Source organism: Streptacidiphilus alkalitolerans (genome assembly GCF_042511045.1).
Taxonomy (GTDB): Bacteria; Actinomycetota; Actinomycetes; order Streptomycetales; family Streptomycetaceae; genus Streptacidiphilus; species Streptacidiphilus alkalitolerans.
In genome coordinates this window covers 21,302-38,261 of record NZ_JBHEZX010000009.1, presented here as the reverse complement: position 1 = coordinate 38,261, position 16,960 = coordinate 21,302, and the positions used below count along the sequence as shown (strand labels likewise).

17 protein-coding genes and 1 pseudogene are annotated in these 16,960 nt (G+C 70.9%); 7 read left to right on the top strand and 11 right to left on the bottom strand.

Annotated elements, in window-relative coordinates; translation table 11 throughout:
* Nucleotides 1-91: 91 nt before the first annotated feature.
* Complete coding sequence (locus ACEZDG_RS21230) at nt 92-397, bottom strand: putative quinol monooxygenase (protein ID WP_380511948.1); 306 nt, start codon at nt 395-397, stop codon at nt 92-94.
* Between the two features lie 108 nt (nt 398-505).
* On the opposite strand from ACEZDG_RS21230, the gene ACEZDG_RS21225 reads away from it, so the two are divergent.
* Entirely contained in the window at nt 506-1,069 is a 564-nt protein-coding gene (locus ACEZDG_RS21225; protein ID WP_380511946.1) for a winged helix-turn-helix transcriptional regulator, read from the top strand.
* Between the two features lie 32 nt (nt 1,070-1,101).
* Here the strand turns inward: ACEZDG_RS21225 and ACEZDG_RS21220 are convergent, their stop codons facing one another.
* From ACEZDG_RS21220 to ACEZDG_RS21210, 3 genes are all read right to left on the bottom strand, one after another.
* Entirely contained in the window at nt 1,102-2,571 is a 1,470-nt protein-coding gene (locus ACEZDG_RS21220; RefSeq protein ID WP_380511944.1) for a copper resistance CopC/CopD family protein, read from the bottom strand.
* Nucleotides 2,562-3,074 carry a hypothetical protein gene (locus tag ACEZDG_RS21215; protein WP_380511942.1) on the bottom strand — a complete coding sequence of 171 codons (513 nt, stop codon included), beginning with the start codon at nt 3,072-3,074 and terminating at the stop codon, nt 2,562-2,564. The genes ACEZDG_RS21220 and ACEZDG_RS21215 overlap by 10 nt, the downstream gene beginning before the upstream one ends.
* Nucleotides 3,075-3,155: 81 nt before the next feature.
* Nucleotides 3,156-3,869, bottom strand: coding sequence for a hypothetical protein (locus ACEZDG_RS21210; RefSeq protein ID WP_380511941.1), 714 nt, complete (start codon nt 3,867-3,869; stop codon nt 3,156-3,158).
* 415 nt (nt 3,870-4,284) lie between these two features.
* Between ACEZDG_RS21210 and ACEZDG_RS21205 the strand changes: the two genes are divergently transcribed.
* Entirely contained in the window at nt 4,285-4,659 is a 375-nt protein-coding gene (locus ACEZDG_RS21205; protein WP_380511939.1) for a hypothetical protein, read from the top strand.
* A 16-nt stretch (nt 4,660-4,675) separates the two neighbouring features.
* Here the strand turns inward: ACEZDG_RS21205 and ypfJ are convergent, their stop codons facing one another.
* Nucleotides 4,676-5,587 (bottom strand): KPN_02809 family neutral zinc metallopeptidase, encoded by a 912-nt coding sequence (gene ypfJ / locus ACEZDG_RS21200; RefSeq protein ID WP_380511937.1) that lies wholly within the window; start codon nt 5,585-5,587, stop codon nt 4,676-4,678.
* Nucleotides 5,588-5,729: 142 nt separating this feature from the next.
* Between ypfJ and ACEZDG_RS21195 the strand changes: the two genes are divergently transcribed.
* Complete coding sequence (locus tag ACEZDG_RS21195) at nt 5,730-6,305, top strand: hypothetical protein (protein ID WP_380511935.1); 576 nt, start codon at nt 5,730-5,732, stop codon at nt 6,303-6,305.
* A gap of 611 nt (nt 6,306-6,916) precedes the next feature.
* Here ACEZDG_RS21195 and ACEZDG_RS21190 read toward each other — a convergent pair.
* Nucleotides 6,917-7,907 (bottom strand): annotated as a pseudogene (locus ACEZDG_RS21190) (transposase family protein).
* 65 nt (nt 7,908-7,972) lie between these two features.
* On the opposite strand from ACEZDG_RS21190, the gene ACEZDG_RS21185 reads away from it, so the two are divergent.
* Together ACEZDG_RS21185 and ACEZDG_RS21180 are read left to right on the top strand one after the other, a co-directional pair.
* Nucleotides 7,973-8,746 (top strand): class I SAM-dependent methyltransferase, encoded by a 774-nt coding sequence (locus tag ACEZDG_RS21185; RefSeq protein WP_380511933.1) that lies wholly within the window; start codon nt 7,973-7,975, stop codon nt 8,744-8,746.
* A 370-nt stretch (nt 8,747-9,116) separates the two neighbouring features.
* Nucleotides 9,117-9,869: an SDR family NAD(P)-dependent oxidoreductase gene (locus tag ACEZDG_RS21180; protein ID WP_380511931.1), complete on the top strand. Its 753-nt coding sequence runs from the start codon at nt 9,117-9,119 to the stop codon at nt 9,867-9,869.
* Nucleotides 9,870-9,877: 8 nt separating this feature from the next.
* On the opposite strand, the gene ACEZDG_RS21175 is transcribed toward ACEZDG_RS21180, so the two are convergent.
* Both ACEZDG_RS21175 and ACEZDG_RS21170 read right to left on the bottom strand, forming a co-directional pair.
* Nucleotides 9,878-10,540: a hypothetical protein gene (locus ACEZDG_RS21175; protein WP_380511929.1), complete on the bottom strand. Its 663-nt coding sequence runs from the start codon at nt 10,538-10,540 to the stop codon at nt 9,878-9,880.
* A 10-nt stretch (nt 10,541-10,550) separates the two neighbouring features.
* Nucleotides 10,551-11,813, bottom strand: a complete 1,263-nt coding sequence (locus tag ACEZDG_RS21170) for a 2-isopropylmalate synthase (protein WP_380511927.1) — start codon at nt 11,811-11,813, stop codon at nt 10,551-10,553.
* A 219-nt stretch (nt 11,814-12,032) separates the two neighbouring features.
* Here ACEZDG_RS21170 and ACEZDG_RS21165 point away from each other — a divergent pair, with 219 nt between their 5' ends.
* A complete protein-coding gene (locus tag ACEZDG_RS21165) occupies nt 12,033-12,419 on the top strand; it encodes a hypothetical protein (protein WP_380511926.1) in 387 nt (128 codons plus the stop codon).
* 42 nt (nt 12,420-12,461) lie between these two features.
* Here the strand turns inward: ACEZDG_RS21165 and ACEZDG_RS21160 are convergent, their stop codons facing one another.
* The 3 genes from ACEZDG_RS21160 to ACEZDG_RS21150 form a co-directional block, all read right to left on the bottom strand.
* Nucleotides 12,462-13,859, bottom strand: coding sequence for a nucleobase:cation symporter-2 family protein (locus ACEZDG_RS21160; protein ID WP_380511924.1), 1,398 nt, complete (start codon nt 13,857-13,859; stop codon nt 12,462-12,464).
* 135 nt (nt 13,860-13,994) lie between these two features.
* Nucleotides 13,995-14,561: a hypothetical protein gene (locus tag ACEZDG_RS21155; RefSeq protein ID WP_380511923.1), complete on the bottom strand. Its 567-nt coding sequence runs from the start codon at nt 14,559-14,561 to the stop codon at nt 13,995-13,997.
* 92 nt (nt 14,562-14,653) lie between these two features.
* Complete coding sequence (locus ACEZDG_RS21150; RefSeq protein WP_380511921.1) at nt 14,654-15,310, bottom strand: TetR/AcrR family transcriptional regulator; 657 nt, start codon at nt 15,308-15,310, stop codon at nt 14,654-14,656.
* 101 nt (nt 15,311-15,411) lie between these two features.
* Between ACEZDG_RS21150 and ACEZDG_RS21145 the strand changes: the two genes are divergently transcribed.
* Nucleotides 15,412-16,953, top strand: a complete 1,542-nt coding sequence (locus tag ACEZDG_RS21145; protein WP_380511919.1) for an FAD-dependent monooxygenase — start codon at nt 15,412-15,414, stop codon at nt 16,951-16,953.
* The last annotated feature ends 7 nt before the right edge of the window (nt 16,954-16,960 follow it).

Sequence of the window (16,960 nt, the reverse complement as noted above, 5' to 3'; positions counted from 1 at the left end):
TCGGCAGCCCCCGCCGCCCTGCACGGATGCCCCGCCACCCGACACCGGGCGGCGGGGCATCCGGCGTTGTAGCCTCGTGCACGGACGCGGCTCAGGCAGCTTCCTGGTCGCCGACCAGGTTCCCCTTCATCAGCCACGTGGGGCCCTGGGCGTAGGCACTGGCTTCGGCGAAGAACGCAGCGAAGTACGGTCCGCCGGCGTGGGCGGTGAACGCGTCGACGTCCGCGTAGACCTCGTTCAGGTAGAAGAGGTCCGGGTTCTCCTCGTCAGCGAGGACCTCGAACCGCTGGGATCCGGGCTCGTTCGCGAGGGAGTCCCGCGCGGTCTTCTGCGCGGCCCGCACAAAGTCGTCGCGGTGCTCCGGCTGAACGGTGAAAGAAACAAGGAACTGGTACACGAGGGGCCTCCATCTGACATGAGCGGTAGTTCAGTCACCGAACTACCCAGGTGAAGACCGTAGCACGTGCAGGTTCAGTGAGTGAACTGGGCGAGTAGAATCGGAGGCATGACACTCCCCAGCACCTACGCGGACGACAACTGCTCGCTGGCGCGCACCCTGGAGATCATCGGAGAGCGATGGACGCTCATGATCATCCGTGACGCGTTCTACGGCGTGCGCCGCTTCGGCGACTTCGCCGCCCAGCTCAAGATCCCGCGCGCCGTCCTGGCCAACCGGTTGAAATCCCTCGTGCGGGAAGGCGTGCTCATCCGCGAAGAGGACGCGGCCACCGGCGTCGAATACCGCCTGACCGACAAGGGCCTCGCGCTGTGGCCGGTCGTGCACGCTCTGATGAACTGGGGCGATGCGTTCTACTCGCCCGCCGGGGTCAAGCGCGCCCTGCGCCACGACCAGGACGGGGGCCTGCTCGACCGCGAGGGCCGGTGCCAGGACTGCGGCTCGGTGGTCCCGGTCCCGCAGATCCGGATCGAGACCGGCCCCGGCTTCGATCCGGCCGCCTCCGACGACGATCCCCTGTCCCGGGCGATCAACACCCCACGACGCCTGCTCGAACCGATCGTGGCCTCGCGTACGCGCCCCGTTGACGAGGGGGAACCCAGCACGGTGTGATCCGGAGGCCGCCCCGGGTCACCGGCGCCGGGTCACCGGCCCTGGGCCGCCACCGTGCCGGTGCCCGTCCCCGTCACCTGGGCTTTCCGGGCGTCGCGGGCGGGGGCGTTGCCGATCAGCAGGACGGTGACGACCAGCACGGCGGTGACCCCGGCGAGTTCGAACAGGATGGAGCGCCGAAGTGCCACGCTGCTCCGCTCCCGCGCTCGGGACACCAGGGTGCGCGACCAGGCCGCGACCACGATCACCAGCAGGAATACCGCTGCCTTGACCAGCAGCAGTCGGCCGTAGGGCGTGCCGGTCAGGGCGGCGAAGCTGCCGACCTCCCGGAATGCCTGGTAGAGGCCGGTGGCGGCGAGGACCGCGACCGAGCCCAGCGCGAGACGGGAGAACCGCGCGGTGGTGCTCCCGAGGTCCGGGCCCACGTCCGCGCCTGTGCCGCGGGTGGCGGGTGCGGCGCGTTCGGCCCGGGTGGCGCGGGTGAGCAGGACCGCGATGGTGAACAGGCCGCCGGCCCACACCGCCATCGCCGTGACGTGAAGGGTCGTCACCGCGAGGGCCAGCGGCACCAGGCTGCCGCTCGACGCGTGGCTGATCTCGCTCCAGGTCGCGGCCAGAGCCAGCGTCAGGACCGCTGCCGCGACCACGCTCACCACCCCCGCGGCACGTCGCAGCACGATCTCGCCCACCGCCGCGATCAGGGCCAGCAGGATGATCCGGGCCACCAGCGTGTGCCCCTCGTGGGTGGAGAGCGTCGCGGACAGCAGTGATCTGTCCATGATGTGGGCGAGCGACTCCCGTTGGGTGGACGGCCCGTAGCTGAAGAGCTGCACCAGGGTCCCGGCGAGCAGCGCTGCCCAGCCGAGGGTGGCCGGCCAGCGGAGGTCGGCCGCAAACGGTGCGTCAGCACCCGCGTCAGTACCCGCGTCAGTACCCGCGTCGGTGACCGCCGGCAGGCAGTGCAGGCGGATCGCCGCGCAGCCGACCAGCAGGGCCAGCCCGGCGAGGCCCGCCCAGATCGCCAGGTCGAGGACCGCGTCGGTGACCCGGTCGGGGGCGGCGAACCCAGTGGCCGCCGCGGCCCGGCTGGGCGCACCCACCGAGAAGGTGAGCGTGCCGGAGGTGGCGTGTCCGTCGTCGGCCGCGGTGGCCAGCCAGTCGAGGACGAAGGTGCCCTGCTGCTGGTCGGCGGTGAGGCCGACGGTGAGGCCGTCCTCGCCGGATCCCGCAGCCTGGGGAGTCCCGCTGTCGACCCGGCGCCCGTCGGGGCCGACCACCTTGACGGAGCTGAGCCTCAGGGTCACCTCCTCCGAGAAGAGCAGCGTCACCCGCGCGGGCTCACTGGCCAGGACGGCCCCGTCCGAGGGCGAGGAGGAGACCAGGTCCGCGTGCGCCGCCGCCGGACCGGCCAGGGCGAGTTGCCCACCGAGCGCGAGGGCGAACGCCAGGACGATGACGGCGGCGAGCCGCCGCAGCGGTGCGGTCGTCGCGGTCAGTGGCATGAGCCGGCCGCCCGCCGTTGTCCGACCAGCTTGTCGACGCCGAGCCGGTAGTCCGTCAACGAGCCGGGATCGGGCACGAACTGCCAGGTTCCGTCCTGGTAGACCAGGGTGTTGCTGCCGGTGGCGGCGGCGCGGTGCCAGTCGACCCGTACCGTGGTCGGGTCGACCTTGGTGCTCGTGTCGATCACATAGGGGACGCCGAGCAACGGCCGGCACTCGGTGTTGAGGCGGACGAAGTCGGCCTGGGTGATGACCTGGCGGGCGCCGGCGGTCCACAGGTCCCAGGCCTGGGCCCAACCGCCGCCGGCCAGCAGCCCGAACTCCTCCGAGGCGACCGAGTCGGCCTGCATCGTCTGGGGCAGGGGCGGTGCGGTGGGGCCGCTGTGCCGGGGGGAGCTCGAGCACCCGCCGACCGCAGCGACCACAGCGACCGCTGTGACCACGGCGCCGAGCGCCGGCGCGGTCATCCTGGCGCAGGCCCGCCGGTACGGTTCGCGGCGCACGTCCACTCCATGGCTTGGATGGTTCCGGTGATGGTCGAAGGGGCGGGCGTCAGGTCGACACCCGCCCCGGCGCGTGACCGGCTAGTTGCTGAGCCGGTTGGTGCCGTAGTGCTGCACCAGCGACTGGTTCGACTTCAGGTCGAGGTCGGCGGTGAACTTCAGCGAGTCACGGATCTGCGCGAGCGTGATCGCGGAGTTCGGAGCACCCGCGAGGAAGTAGGTGAAGGACTGCCCCGACGCGACCTGACGCTGGTTCAGCGGTACGTCGTGGAAGTCGAGCCTGACGATGTAGAAGGACGTCCCGTCCCCGCGCGGCACCTCCAGGTAGTCCTCCTGGGGGTGGCCGTACTGCTGCGTGCTGGTGTAGCCGTGGTTGTCCGAGCCGGACGGGGCACGGAACACCAGCAGTGCGCAGTCCGTGGAGAGCACCTCGCTCGAGGTGTTGGTGAAGACGATCTGCCAGGTGCCGTAGTACTGGTTGCCGCTGAAGGTCACGTGCTCCGACAGCCCCACGTTGCTGGCGAACTGGGTGGTGACCGGCTCACTGAGAACCGGATTCGCACCGCTGATGGGGTAGTTGACGCCGTTGGCGCACCGCTCCAGCGGGAGGTTGTACTGCGAGGGCTGCCCGGCGGGGACGGCCTGGGTGAAGGTGGCGGGCCCGGCGCTGACCGCGGTGGTCGTGTTCGCGTCGGCGACGGCGGAGTTCCCGCCGGCGAACGCCGCGACTCCGGCGAGCAGCAGGACGGTGGCGAGGCCCGCGCCTAACCCGCGCCTGGTGGACTTGGTCTGCATGGTGGATCGATCCCTTCGATCGCGGATGGGCGAACGATCCCCGGCGGACGCCCGGAGGGTGCCAGGGAAGGGGACCACGAGAGCAGCGGTGAACGCCGCTTCGACGTCGTACCTTGCTGACGCGCGGGCTCGGTGCGGTGGGGGAACGCGACGAGACAGCGCTTCTCAGGACACCCCGCTGAGGGCTCAGTTGTACGTTTGCAGCATGAACTGCACGCGTCAAGGGTCTGGACCATTCAGGTCTAGTCCATTAGGTCTAGACCCATTTATTTGAAGTGTGCATGATTTCTTGCGCCATATGAACCACTATTTTCGGGTTCTGATACATGTATTGCTCTGAATTGCTGGCATCGATACTGTCTGCCCTGCTCTCGTCCCTCCGGCAACCGAACGCACCACGAGGGGAACCACGCACATGAAACTCAGAATTCTCACTGCGGCGGCAGTGGCGGCAGGCGCCTGCCTCATCGCCCCCGGCACCGCCAGCGCCGGTACGCCCGGCTGCGGAACGGTCGCCGCCACCTCCGTCAGCAGCACCAACATCACCATCACCCAGCAGCCGCTGTGCCCCGGCAAGGACAGCTATGTGCTGCTGTGGGTGCACGTGCCGATCAGCGACGGCTGGACCTTCCCCGGCAGCTGGTCCACCGCGATCCCGGCCACCCTGACCACGGCCGGGACCTACGTCTACACCTGCCAGGGAACGGCCCACAACCAGTTCCAACTCGCCAACGACGCGGGTCAGGCGAACATCTTCTTCACCGACAACTGCGGCCCCGTCGAGCCCTGACCGGTCCTGACGAGCCTCAGGCGAAGGTGTCGCAGTCGGCGACGGCACCGGACTTGTAACCGGTGGAGAACCACTGCCGGCGCTCTGCCGCCGAACCGTGGGTCCAGGTGTCCGGGGTGACCTTGCCCTGGTACTTCTGCTGGATACGGTCGTCGCCGACGGCGGCGGCCGCGTCCAGGCCCAGGTTGATGTCGGCCTGCGTCAGTTCGGTGATCAGCGGCTTCCCGCTGCCGGGATCCGGCGTGGTGGTGGCATGGTGGGCCCACACCCCGGCGTAGCAGTCGGCCTGGAGCTCCAGCTTCACCGAGCCGCTGTTCTCCCCCTGGCCGGTGCCCCGCGAGATGGTGCCGCTGAGATCCTGGATGTGGTGCCCGTACTCGTGCGCGACGACGTACGCCTCGGCGAAGGGGCCGCCCTTGGCGCCGAACTTGCTGCTGAGCTCGTCGAAGAAGCCGAGGTCCAGGTAGACCTTGTCGTCGGCGGAGCAGTAGAAGGGCCCGACCTCCGAGGTCGCGTCTCCGCAGCCGGTACTCACGCTGCCGGTGAACAGCCAGGTCGGTGCCTGGGTGTAGGACTTCCCGGCCGCCGTCTCGGTCTGCTTCCAGAACGCCTGGACGCTGTCGACCACGGCCACGATCCGGCAGTCCTCCTTGCTGTTGGCATCCGCGCCGATCCGGCATTCCGCGGCCAGGTCACTGGCACTGGCACTGGACCCACCGGAACCCGTGCCGGTGCTCGCCCCGGTGCCGGTGCCACCCGTACCGAGCAGGCCCGGGTCGAACCCGAACAGCACCGAGGCGATCAGTACCAGTACGCCGACCGCTCCGCCACCCACTGTTTTGCCACCACCGGGAATCCCACCCAGCGCCCCGCCCCGGTTGTCCTGCACCTCGGAGCTGTCCAGGGCAGCATCGTCGTCGAACCTCATCCGCTGACTCTCCCTCAGAAGCAGCGCGCCGGCGCCGCCCCGCGACGCGGGCCTCGCCTACCCGTCCGAGGAGTCCGTACGCCGGTCGAATCAGGCCATGGCCCTGGGCAGGCCGTCCGGAGGAGTCGGCTAGGCTCCGCACATGGTGAGTGATCAGTTCCACGACTTCTTCCTGGCTGTGACCGGTGCGGTCGGAGCGCTGATCGGTCTGCTGTTCGTCGCGATCTCGCTGTCGCCCTCGGCGATCCCGGGTCGTGCGGGAAGCCAGAAGCTGGGCTTCCGGGCCGCCGCCGCGATGACGGCCTTCCTGAACGCCCTGGTCGTGTCGATGGTGGCGCTGATCCCCGGTGACAGTCTGGGCACAGGGGCCGTCATCATGGCCGTCGTCGGAATCCTCTCGACCTCGGCCCTGGTCGTGAGCGGGCTGCGCGAGGGCATGGCGAAGGAGCGCCCCACGGCCCTGCTGCGCTGGGCCGCGCTCCTCGGCGGGCTCCTGGTCATCTACTGCGTCCAACTCGTCAGCGCCCTGCGGATGCACGGGACATCGGCCGACTTCGGGCATGTGAAGACGCAGGCGGTCCTGGTCGTCATCCTGTGCGTCATGGGCATCAGCCGGGCCTGGGAACTCGTCGGCGCACGGTCTCCACGGCTCCTCGACGCCCTGAACCACGAGGAAGCCGCCACCGCGTCAGGAACGGCCTCGGACAAGCCGAGCTGACGGCCCACGACCGATCCCCGGCGGACTCGGGCGGTCAAGGACGGCCCGACACGGCTGCGCTGAGGACCAGGCCGACCTGCTCGGCCCGCTCCTGCGCCCGGTTCACGCTCCGCAGTTCGGCAGCGCCGAGCTGGCGGTCCTCCCAGCGCTGGACCGCCCTACGGGTGAGCTGCAGTGCTGCTTCAGCCGCAGTGGTGTGAGACTGCTCGGCCCAGCGGGCGGAGGGGATTGGCCCTCGATCCGCTCGCAGCGGTGGAGCAGGGCCCTGCCGAGGAATACTTCCTGCAGGTCAGGGATCCACCGGCGGCGGGACAGCAGGTCAGCGATGGAGCCGATGTCGAACTCGTTCACAGCTGCCCCGGAGACGGGCGGGCCGGAAGCGGCAAACCGCAGGAATACCGGGTTCGAAGGGGTGGCGCACGCCGTAACCCCAGAGGAAACATGTGTCGTTTGACAACATTCCCGAGCGTGCAGGAACGTGCGCGCTGACACACGTGCCCACCAGGGCTTCGGAGCAGGGAAAGGCGGAGGACGTGCGACCGGACTGCCTAACGTCTCGGGGAGCGATTGAGATCGGGGCATAGCGGTCCAGCGTTTCGGCTCTGACATGATCAGCAGGCCGTTGGGCGGGCCAGCACCAGTTCGGCGCTGGTTTCTCGGTGGGTGGCCCGGCGCGCCGAGCGGTCGGAGACCAGACCGGCGATCGCGGCCTGGGTCCCGGCAAAGCCCTCGCGGCTGCCGGTATAGCGCTGCATCGGACGCCACTGCTTGTACTCGGCATTGGCGTGTTCCACGCAGATCCGCACCGAGGACTGCCGGCGCCGGGCTTCCCGCCAGGCGTACTGCTCGCCCAGCGGCGCAGTCTCCCGCACCTGCTTGGTCATCGCCTTGGGCGGTGCGCTGACCTGGCCGGGAAATTCGTTCGCCAGTCCCCTGTAGCCCTCGTCTACCTCGGCCTGGACGTCTGGGAATTGCCGGAAGCACTCAGCGATGCCCTCGGCACGCACCGCGGTCTGATCGTGCATCCTGCCCGGCCGAGCCACACCGGAGAACAGGGTGCGGCCCTGGCCGTCGGTGAACGTCGTGGTTTTGATGGTGTTCTGCCTCCGCTTGCCGGACACGAACGCCTTGCGGCCCAGCCGCCCAGCCGCAGGGCGGCGGACCTGCACATCGGTGCCGTCGATCCTCAGCTTCACACCCTCGGCTGCGGCGTAGGCGAACACGTCTTCCAGTGTGCACAGTCTGATCCCGGGCCGGTCGGGCACCGCGAATCCACGTGCGGCCAGCAGCGACCTGATCTGCCGGACTGCCCCGGAGATCGTGGAGCGGTCCACCCCGAACAGCTCGGCCAGCGCGGCGTTCGGCAGGTCATGGCCGTAGCTTCCCCAGCGTCACAAGCACCCGATCCAGGAACACCAACTGGTGTTTCGGGCCAGCTCCTTCGGCGCGCCGCCGATCGCCACCACGTCGCTGGGTCAGAGCCGACTCCTGCTGCGCCTCCCACTTCGGGGCCAGTTCAGCCACAAGCTCGCCAAGATGCTCCCGGCTGATACCGGACAGGGCAGGATGGGCGAAGGCCGCGCGGGCCCACGATTTCGTCACACAGATCCAACCCGCGCAGCCATATTCACGTTACGGCGGCAGACTGTCAGTTGTAGCGTTCCGCCATGGCCCCCCACTCTGCCCAGGATTTCTACGATCAGCTTGCCGAGGACTACCACCTGACCTACGCGGACTGGTCGCTGTCGGTATCGCGGCAGGGGAATGCCCTGCACGCGTTGGTCAGTCGGTATCTGGACGGTGCCGCGCCGCTGGAGGTCCTGGACTGCTCATGCGGGATCGGGACGCAGGCGATCGGCCTGGCCGAGCACGGTCACCGCATCGTGGGCAGCGATCTGAGTCCGGCTGCCGCGGTTCGAGCGGCAGCCGAAGCGCAGCAGCGTGGTTTGGCAGCAGCGACCTTGGCGGCGGACATGCGCTCGCTGCCGTTCGCCGACGCCTCGTTCGACGTCGTGCTGAGTGCGGACAACTCACTGGCGCACCTGCTGACCGCGGACGATGTCCGCCGCGCGGTGGGCGATATGCGGCGCGTCGTGCGAGACAGCGGGCTGCTGGTGCTCTCGGCGAGGGACTACGGCGACGCCCGACAAAGTCAGCGGCAGTCTACGGTTCCGCAGGTGACAAATAGCGACGCCGGGCAGGTGGTCACGTTTCAGCTCTGGCACTGGCACGACGACGGCGTCTACGACTTCGATCACGTGCAACTGCTGCCGGATGGCGATACCTGGCAGGTCCGGGTCCGGCGGGCGACATCGCGGGCCTGGGCGCTGGAGGAGCTGACGGAGCTTGTGCGAGAGTGCGGGTTCGGCAACGTCACATGGCACGGTGTCGAGGAGGCACACTTTTTCCAGCCGGTATTGACCGCGCGACCTGTGGCCTGACCCGCACCCAACAAATTCCCCCTCATGTCAGGGCCGCAAGCCGCTGAACTATCGCTCCCCGATCGTAAGCCGTACCCGTGCTGCCCTGCCCGCTGCATGACCGGGCGCCGGAATCGACGGCATCGACGAGGGCCCCCAGACCCTTGTTCAGAACGCGCGCCGGCACGGGCGATCAGCACCTCGCGAGGCACCACGGGGTCGAGGCTGAGGCCGAGGACGACTCGCTTGTGCTCTGTCTCGACTGGTACGGCCCGAAGGACTCAGCAGCGCACAGGAGTTCGGTCGCGAGGCCCTCTTGGCCGCTCTCGGGCTTCGTGCTTTCCTGGGTCGACCGCAACAGCGCCCCGGACCCAGGAAAGGCAGGCCCAGGATGACGTCGCGGGAGTTGGAGGGACGCACGGCCCTGGTCACCGGCGGTACCCGGGGGATCGGCCGGGCCACCGCCCACCGCCTGGCCCGTGCGGGCGCGACCGTACTGCTGACCGGACGGGACGAACAGCAGGCCCAGCAGGCCGCCCGCGACCTGGAGGCGCGGTACGGCACTCCGGCCTCAGGCCTGGGCCTGGACATGACGGACACCGGTTCGGCGGACGCGCTGATGGAGCGGGTTGCCGAGGAGCATCCCGACCTGGACATCCTGGTCGCCAACGCCGGCATCATGGGGGTCGGCCTGCTGGGCTCGATCCCGGCCCAGGACGTGCGCTCGGTCGTCGAGGTCAACGTCCTGGGGACCTTCGCCGTACTCCAGGGCGCGGCCAGGATCATGATTCCCCGTCGCCGGGGCGCCATCGTCCTGCTCACCTCCCTGGTCGCCGCGCACGGGGTCCCGGGCATGGCGTCGTACGCCGCCGCCAAGGGCGCGATCGCGGCGCTGACCCTCAGCGCCGCCGAGGAGCTGAGCCCTCAGGGCATCCGGGTGAACGCGGTCGCCCCCGGCACCATCGAGACCGAGATGCTGGCGCCGTATCCGCGCGCGATCCTCGACGAGACCGCCGCCCGCACGCCGCTGGGCCGGCTGGGGACACCCGAGGACGTCGCGGGAGCCGTGGCCTTCCTGGTCGGTGACGAGGCGTCATTCATCACCGGCCACGTCCTGGCCGTCGACGGCGGTCTGCTGCCCTGAGGTCTGCGTCAGGGGTAGGTGGCGCGGAGGTGGGCCAGGTAGTCGGCCGGGTCGGCGCCGTGGGCCCGGTCCTGGGCGCCGCCGCGGATGTGGGCCAACTCCCCGTCATGGGCGATGCGCAGCATGGTGGTGGCGGCGTGGACGGCGTCGGGACGGCGCAGCCCCTCGGCCGCGGTGACCGGGACCTCGGATCCGAACATGGTCAGCGCCTCGGCGGCGGTGGCTGCCGGGGCGTGTCCGGTGCGGTTGGCGCTGCTGACGTAGAGCTGCGGAAAGTCCGCCAGCAGGGGCAGCAGGGGCAGCCAACGGGCGCCGAAGAGCAGGAGTTGACCGTCCCGCAGCGCAGGCCCGGCCCAGGCCGGCAGCCGGGCGTCGCCGCGCACCGGCACCAGCAGCGTGACCAGTTCCGCCCGCAGCAGCGCGAAGGCGGTCCGCACTGCTCTCGGTGCGAGGCCGAACGACGGTGTCAGCCCGGTCCAGACGCTGTCGTCGTGCACCCACAAGGCAACCTCCTGGTCGGCGGGCCTGCCCTTGGCGGTATTGACGGCCTGTGCAGCGGTGGCGGCGACCACATAGGTCAGCGGGCTGGGATTCGGCAGGATCGCCGCCCGGCCGGCCGCCAGGGCCAGGGCGGCGGCGCCGGTGTCGAGCAGGACAGGGCCGACCGGCATGGTGCTCCGTTCAGGACGAGGGCGCGGGGACGGGGGCAGGGACGGGCACGGGGACGGGCGCGGTGAGGCCGTCCAGATAGGCGGCGAAGTCGGCGTCGGCGACCACGGCCTGGCCCAGCCGGTAGGCGCGGTCCTTGACCCAGCCCAGGGCCGTGCGGGTCTGCGCCGGGTCCAGTCGGTGGCCCAGGCGCTCGGCGACGGCCCGCAGCACCCGCTGGCTGGCGAGGTGGGTCAGCACCACCGTCGGGGTCAGGCCCAGCTGCCGTTCGGGATCGTACGGTTGGAAGGTCTGCGGGTGGGTGAACGGGGTCCCGGTCGAGATGGTGGCGACTCTGGTGCCCACGATGGGGGTGGTCACCGTGAGCGGCACCCCGGTCTCGGCGGAGACCATCCGGGCGATCCCCGGCAGGCGGGTCAGGTCCGGTGCCGTCCACCAGGGCTCGCAGTCGGGCCCCAGGACCTGCGCGGCCTTGTCCGGGTCGTGGGCGAGCAGGAACAGCAGTTGCTCGGTGGCCGCCATGCCGCTGCGCTCGGCCATGCCCAGCCAGGAACAGGCGGCGACCCGGACCCCGCTCTCCAACGCGGCGAGGGTGTTGGCCAGACCGAGGCCCAGGTCGTTGTGCAGGTGCGAGACCAGGACCGCGTCCGGGCCGGCCCCTGCGGCGACCCGGCGGAACAGCTCCCGGGTCTGCCCCGGAAGCAGGTCGCCGACCGTGTCCGCCAGGACGATCGTGCCCGCGCCCTGCGCCGTCATGGCCCCCGCGTACTCGGCGACCAGGCCGTGGTCCGCGCGGGGAGCGTCCACCAGGCACACGTCCACCGCGACACCGTCCGCCAGGCTGACGGCCTCCTTCACCACGTCCAAGCCCTGGCCCAGCGCCTCGACGGCGCTGCGGTGCACCAGGGCCCGAGCCGTCGCTTCGGACGCGGCGACGATCACCATGATCCGTGCGTGCGCCGCGCCGCGGACGGCGCTCAGCGCCAGACGAACGTCCTGCGCCGTGCCCCGGCAGATCGCCGCTGGGCTCACCGAATCCTGTGCCTCCAGCGCGACCTGACGGGTCGCCTCGAACTCCTGCCCGCACACCGACGGGAACCCGGCCGCGAACACCACGTGCCGCGGACCGTCCGCCCCGAACACCGCACCCTGCGCCCGGGCCAGTCGCACCCGGAAGTCGGCGCTCATCAGGGTCTTGGCCTGAGCCCCGTCCCGCGCCGACTCCTCGAATAAGACGATCCGGCCCGCCCGGGCAGACTCACGCACCACGTCCACGACCGACAACGTTCACAACCCCCTGTGAAGATCCGCTTGCTCGGAGCGTATCCACCTTTGAAGTCGACCATGCAGACAGCACCGGAAGTGATCACGTTTGATCGTTCTGCTCGGACCGCCCGCTCGGACCGCGGCCGGAGCTGACGAAGTCGGCGAAGATCCGCCGCGATCGGCGGCGGCCCGGAGCAGGATGGTCCTCCTGAGCCCAGGGAGGCCGCCATGGTTGCATTCCTCAGCGTCACATGCCTGTTGCTCCTCGCGCTGACACAGCTGATGGGTCTCTCGCACCGGCGCCGACTGCGGGCCCGGCGCGAGGAGATCCTCCGGTTGCTGGCGGCGAACCGGAGGATCGTGGCGCAGTGCGAGGCGGAGCGCGAGGCCGAACGCCGCCGCTACGAGGAGCTGAGCGCCCGTCAGCGGGCCTCCCATGCCGAGGCCCTGAACTGCGCGGAGCAGCGCTGGGACCGGCTGCTCGCCGAGATCCAGGGTGACTTCATCGCGACTCTGCGGCGGGTGCGGCTGCGCCAGTCGACGGCCCTGGCCCGGCTGCAGCGCGGCCTTCCGCAACCGGAGGTGCTCCGCCTGCACGGCACACAGCGGCTCTGACGACTGCGGCTGCTGCGTGCCGTGCGGGGCGGCGTGGGATGGTCAGTGCACCGGCTCCGCCAGTTCCTGCGCCAGGCGGACCGGGGCCGGCGGGAGCGGCCGGCGGCCTAGCGGGAGGTGGTGGAAGAAGAGGTTGAGGGCGATGGCCACCAGGCAGCCCGCGCTGATGCCGGAGCCCATCACCGTCTGCACCACCTGCGGGAAGTGGGACCAGAAGCCGGGGGCGGCGATCGGCAGCAGTCCGAAGCCCAGCGCCACCGCGACGATCAGCAGGTTGTTGCTGTCGCCGAGTTGGGCCCGCGACAGGGTGCGGATGCCGCTGGCCGCGACGGTGCCGAAGAGCGCGATCCCGGCGCCGCCGAGGACCGGCTGCGGGACGATGGCGATGATCGCGCCCGCGATCGGGAACAGGCCCAGCAGGATCAGGATCCCGCCGCCGACCGCGACCACGAAGCGGCTGCGCACCCGGGTCAGCGCGATCAGGCCGATGTTCTGCGCGAAGGCGGTCACCGCGAAGCCGTTCAGCAGCGCCGCCACGAAGGTGGCCGCGCCGTCGGCGCGCAGACCGGCCGCGATGGTGTCCTCGGTGACCGGCATGTCGACCACCTCGCCCAGCGCCAGCATGTCCGCGGTGCTCTCGGTCATCGACACCAGCATCACGATCAGCATCGAGATGACAGCCCCGGCCTGGAACTCGGGCCCGCCGAAGTGGAACGGCGAGGGCACCGCGAACACAGGGGTGCCGTCCAGGGCCGAGGCGTCGAACAGGCCGAAGGGGATCGCCAGCAGGGTGCCGAGGGCGAGGCCGAGCAGGATGGCGATGCTCTGCAGGAATCCGGCGAGGAACCGGTTCAGCACCAGCACGATCGCCAGGGTGACGCCCGCCAGGACGATCCGGTCGACCGAGGCGAAGTCCTTGGCGGCCGGGTCGCTGCCGGTGATCCAGCCGAAGGCGACCGGGAACAGCGACAGGCCGATCAGGCTGATCACCGTGCCACTGACCACCGGTGGGAAGTAGCGTGCCAGTTTGCCGAAGAACGGGGCCACCAGGAAGGTGGTGGCCCCGGCGATCAGAATCGACCCGTAGATCACCGGCAGGGCGTGCCCGTGCTGGGTCGTCTTGGCGATCGACAGCATCGGGGCCACGGCGGCGAAGGTCATGCCGTTGACGAACGGCATCCGCGAACCGGTCTTCCAGACGCCGAGCGTCTGCAGCAGGGTGGCCAGGCCCGAGGTGAGCAGGGCCGCGCCGATCAGGATCGTCATCTCCGCGGGCGAGAGGCCCACCGCCGCGCCGACGATGAGCGGGGGCGCGACCACCCCCGCGTACATCGCGGCGATGTGCTGGAGCCCGTAGGCGACCAGCTGCGGGGCGGGCAGCAGTTCGTCGACGGGGTGGACCGATAGGGCGTCAGGTGCGTCCGGGCGTGCGGAATCCACGCTGGTGCCTCCAGGATGGTCGCGATTATTTCCACTATGCGAAAACTTCTTTTCGCTTGCAGGAAACGTAGATCCGCACCAGCGCACCGTCAACAGATTGTTGAGCACTTTGTGGCTTCCTACAACATGTCTGACTCAGCGTCCGTCGAGGTCGAACAGGAAGGCGCCGCCTGCGGCGGTGGCGAGTTCGGGGCCGAGGGCGGCCGACGGCGTATGGGCACCGGGCCGACCCTCGCCCCGGGCGAGTTGCACGGCGGTCTCGGCGGCGACGTCGGCGGTGTAGTCCATGCCGTCGTCCGCGCGCAGCCACCCCTCGCGGACGGTGCCGTCGGGCCAGCTGACGACGGCGTGCCCCCAGGAGTGGGCGCGCGGCCGGGGCGCCGCCCTGAGCGGGGCCTTGGCCAGTTGACGCACCGCCAGCCTCCGCAGGCCAGGTACACCCAGCAGCACGGCGAGCAGCGGCAGCACGGCCCGCACCACGGGAGAGGTCGGGGCCAGGCCGGTGGTGACGGTGACCTCCGGTGCCCCGCTGGCCCGCTGGGCGGCGAGGAGTTCACCGGACGGGGCGCCGGCGGACTTCGCGGTCCGGCCGTCCGCGAGGCCCTCGAACAGCGCGGGGTCGAACCCGGCCGGGCACAGTTGGTGGCCCAGCTCGGCACGGTCGTCTTCCAGAACGCCTTCGACCAGTGGATCGACGCGCACGGCGGCAAGGACTTCACCTGCTGCCTCCAGGCGGTCGCCGACGCACTCCGCGACGCACTGGCCTGACCACGACGCACGGGCCTGACCCCGCGTCAGCCGAAGCGGCCGGCCAGCCCCGCCGCCAGCAGGCCGAAGGCGCGGTCGGCGTCCTCGACGGCCTCGGGTTGGACCTCGTCCGCGCTGCGGCCAGCGCTGATCTTCCGCCAGTTCTCGTCCGCGAGGACCTGGTGCACCGCGACGAGCTGCGCGGCGGCCAGCCGCGGGGCCAGGTCGTCCGGCTCTGCGGCGGCGGCCTCGCGCAGGGCTCCGGCCAGGGCGTCCTGGTCCTCCGCCCGGAACCGGGCCAGCCGACCCTGCAGCGCCGGGGTGGAGTACACCAGGCCGAGGAAGGCCAGCACCGCGGGATGGTCGTTGAGGCCGGTCACCGGGTCGTGCTCGCGCAGCCCGCGGCCGAAGTGCGCGTGCAGGGCGGTCAGCGGCGACTCGCCGGGGGCGCGGTCGCGCACCACCCGGGCCCACTCGCCCTGGTGGTCGGCGAACCGGTGCAGCACCAGGTCCTCCTTGGCGGGGAAGTACCGGAACAGCGTCGGCTTGGACACCTCGGCGGCGGCGGCGACCTCCGCCACCGAGACCCGGTCGTAGCCGCGGGCCAGGAACAGCGCGATCGCCGCCTCCGAGATGGCCTGGTGCGTCCGCTCCTTCTTGCGCGCCCGCAGACCCGCCCGCAGACCCCCCTGCTCCTCGTTCATGCCGATCACCCTAGCAGGCACCACAACCCGGTCTTTATTGTTACTCGGTTGCTTTTTTAACCCGGTTGTGTTTCCATGGAGGCCCAACGAACGGAGTTCAGATGACCAGCGTGCTGATCGTGGGCGCCGGGCCGACCGGACTGACCCTGGCCTGCGACCTCGCCCGCCGCGGCGTCGCGGTGCGGATCATCGAGAAGTCCCCGGAGCACCCCCGCAGTTCACGGGCCAAGGGGCCGAACCCGCGCAGCCTCGAGGTCCTGGCGGACCTGGGCGTCCTGGCCGAGGTCCGCGCGGCCGGCACCGACCGCCTGGTCATGCGGAAGTACCGGGACGGCCGGCCGATCGCCGACACCGACCCGTACCAGGGCTCCGCCCCGACCCCCGACGCCCCCTACGACCGGGGCTGCCTGCTCCCCCAGTGGCGGCTGGAGCAGATCCTCCGGGACCGCCTGGCCGGCTACGGCGTGGGCGTCGAGCTCGGCACCGAGCTGGTCGGCCTCACCCAGGACGACACTGGGGTCCTGGCCACGATCGCCGACGGACGCCGGATCCAGGCGTCCTACCTGGTGGGCTGCGACGGCGGCCACAGCGCGGTGCGCAAGCTGCTGGGCGTCCCCTTCGCCGGCGAGACCCACGAGGAGCAGGTGATGGTCTGCGGCGACGTCGAGCTGGACGGCCTCGACCGCGGCGTCTGGCACCAGTGGTTCGACCCGGACGGCGCGGTGATGCTCTGCCCGATCCCCGGCACCCGCTCCGGGTGGTGGTTCCAGGCCGGACCCGAACGGGACGACGCGGGCCGCCCGGTCGCACCGTCCCCGGAGGGCTTCCAGCGGCTCTTCGACCGGCACGCCCGACGTCCCGACCTCCGGCTGGCCGGGGCCACGCTGCTGTCGACCTACCGGGTCAATGTGCGTGTGGTCGACCGCTACCGGGTGGGCCGGGCCTTCCTCGCCGGGGACGCCGCGCACGTCCACGCCATTGCCGGCGGGCTGGGTATGAACACCGGTATCCAGGACGCCTTCAACCTGGGCTGGAAGCTCGGGCTGGTCCTCACCGGCCGGGCCGGTCCCGGCCTGCTCGACAGCTACCAGGAGGAGCGGCTGCCGGTGGCCGCCTGGACGCTGGAGGTCACCTCCGAACGCCTGCGGGCGGTGCTCGAAGCCATCAGGGAGCCGGGCGGCGGCCTGGACGCCGCGGCCTCGCCGGAGACGACCACGCTGGGCCTCGGGTACCGGTGGAGTTCGCTCTCCCGCGGGCAGGACGGGACCGGCGGTCGGCTGCGGGCCGGCGACCGCGCCCCGGACGCCCCCTGCCGCGAAGCCGCGACCGGTGCTCCGACCCGCCTGTTCGAGCTGTTCGCCGGACCGCACTTCACCCTGCTCGGCTTCGGCCGGGGCGCAGCCGCGGCCCTGCGGGAGGCCGTCGCGAAGCACGGCGACCTGCTGCGGGCGTACGCAGTGGACGGCGGCCCGGTGGACGGCGGCCCGGTGGGGCTGCTGGACCACCAGGGGCACGCCAGGTCGGCCTACGACACCGCCGGGGACGCGCTGGTGCTGGTCCGGCCGGACAACCACGTGGCGCTCGTCGCACCGGCCGGCCGTCCCGAGGCCGTCCTCAACTACCTGGACGGCCTCGGGAACTGAGGCAGGC

Bases quoted from the DNA above. Each gene is read 5' to 3' on its own strand.
- ACEZDG_RS21180 (WP_380511931.1), top strand. From the start codon at position 9,117: ATGACGTCGCGGGAGTTGGAGGGACGCACGGCCCTGGTCACCGGCGGT.
- ACEZDG_RS21165 (WP_380511926.1), top strand. From the start codon at position 12,033: ATGGTTGCATTCCTCAGCGTCACATGCCTGTTGCTCCTCGCGCTGACA.
- ACEZDG_RS21205 (WP_380511939.1), top strand. From the start codon at position 4,285: ATGAAACTCAGAATTCTCACTGCGGCGGCAGTGGCGGCAGGCGCCTGC.
- ACEZDG_RS21175 (WP_380511929.1), bottom strand. From the start codon at position 10,540: ATGCCGGTCGGCCCTGTCCTGCTCGACACCGGCGCCGCCGCCCTGGCC.
- ACEZDG_RS21220 (WP_380511944.1), bottom strand. From the start codon at position 2,571: ATGCCACTGACCGCGACGACCGCACCGCTGCGGCGGCTCGCCGCCGTC.
- ACEZDG_RS21145 (WP_380511919.1), top strand. From the start codon at position 15,412: ATGACCAGCGTGCTGATCGTGGGCGCCGGGCCGACCGGACTGACCCTG.
- ACEZDG_RS21150 (WP_380511921.1), bottom strand. From the start codon at position 15,310: ATGAACGAGGAGCAGGGGGGTCTGCGGGCGGGTCTGCGGGCGCGCAAG.
- ACEZDG_RS21210 (WP_380511941.1), bottom strand. From the start codon at position 3,869: ATGCAGACCAAGTCCACCAGGCGCGGGTTAGGCGCGGGCCTCGCCACC.
- ACEZDG_RS21185 (WP_380511933.1), top strand. From the start codon at position 7,973: ATGGCCCCCCACTCTGCCCAGGATTTCTACGATCAGCTTGCCGAGGAC.
- ypfJ (WP_380511937.1), bottom strand. From the start codon at position 5,587: ATGAGGTTCGACGACGATGCTGCCCTGGACAGCTCCGAGGTGCAGGAC.
- ACEZDG_RS21195 (WP_380511935.1), top strand. From the start codon at position 5,730: ATGGTGAGTGATCAGTTCCACGACTTCTTCCTGGCTGTGACCGGTGCG.
- ACEZDG_RS21225 (WP_380511946.1), top strand. From the start codon at position 506: ATGACACTCCCCAGCACCTACGCGGACGACAACTGCTCGCTGGCGCGC.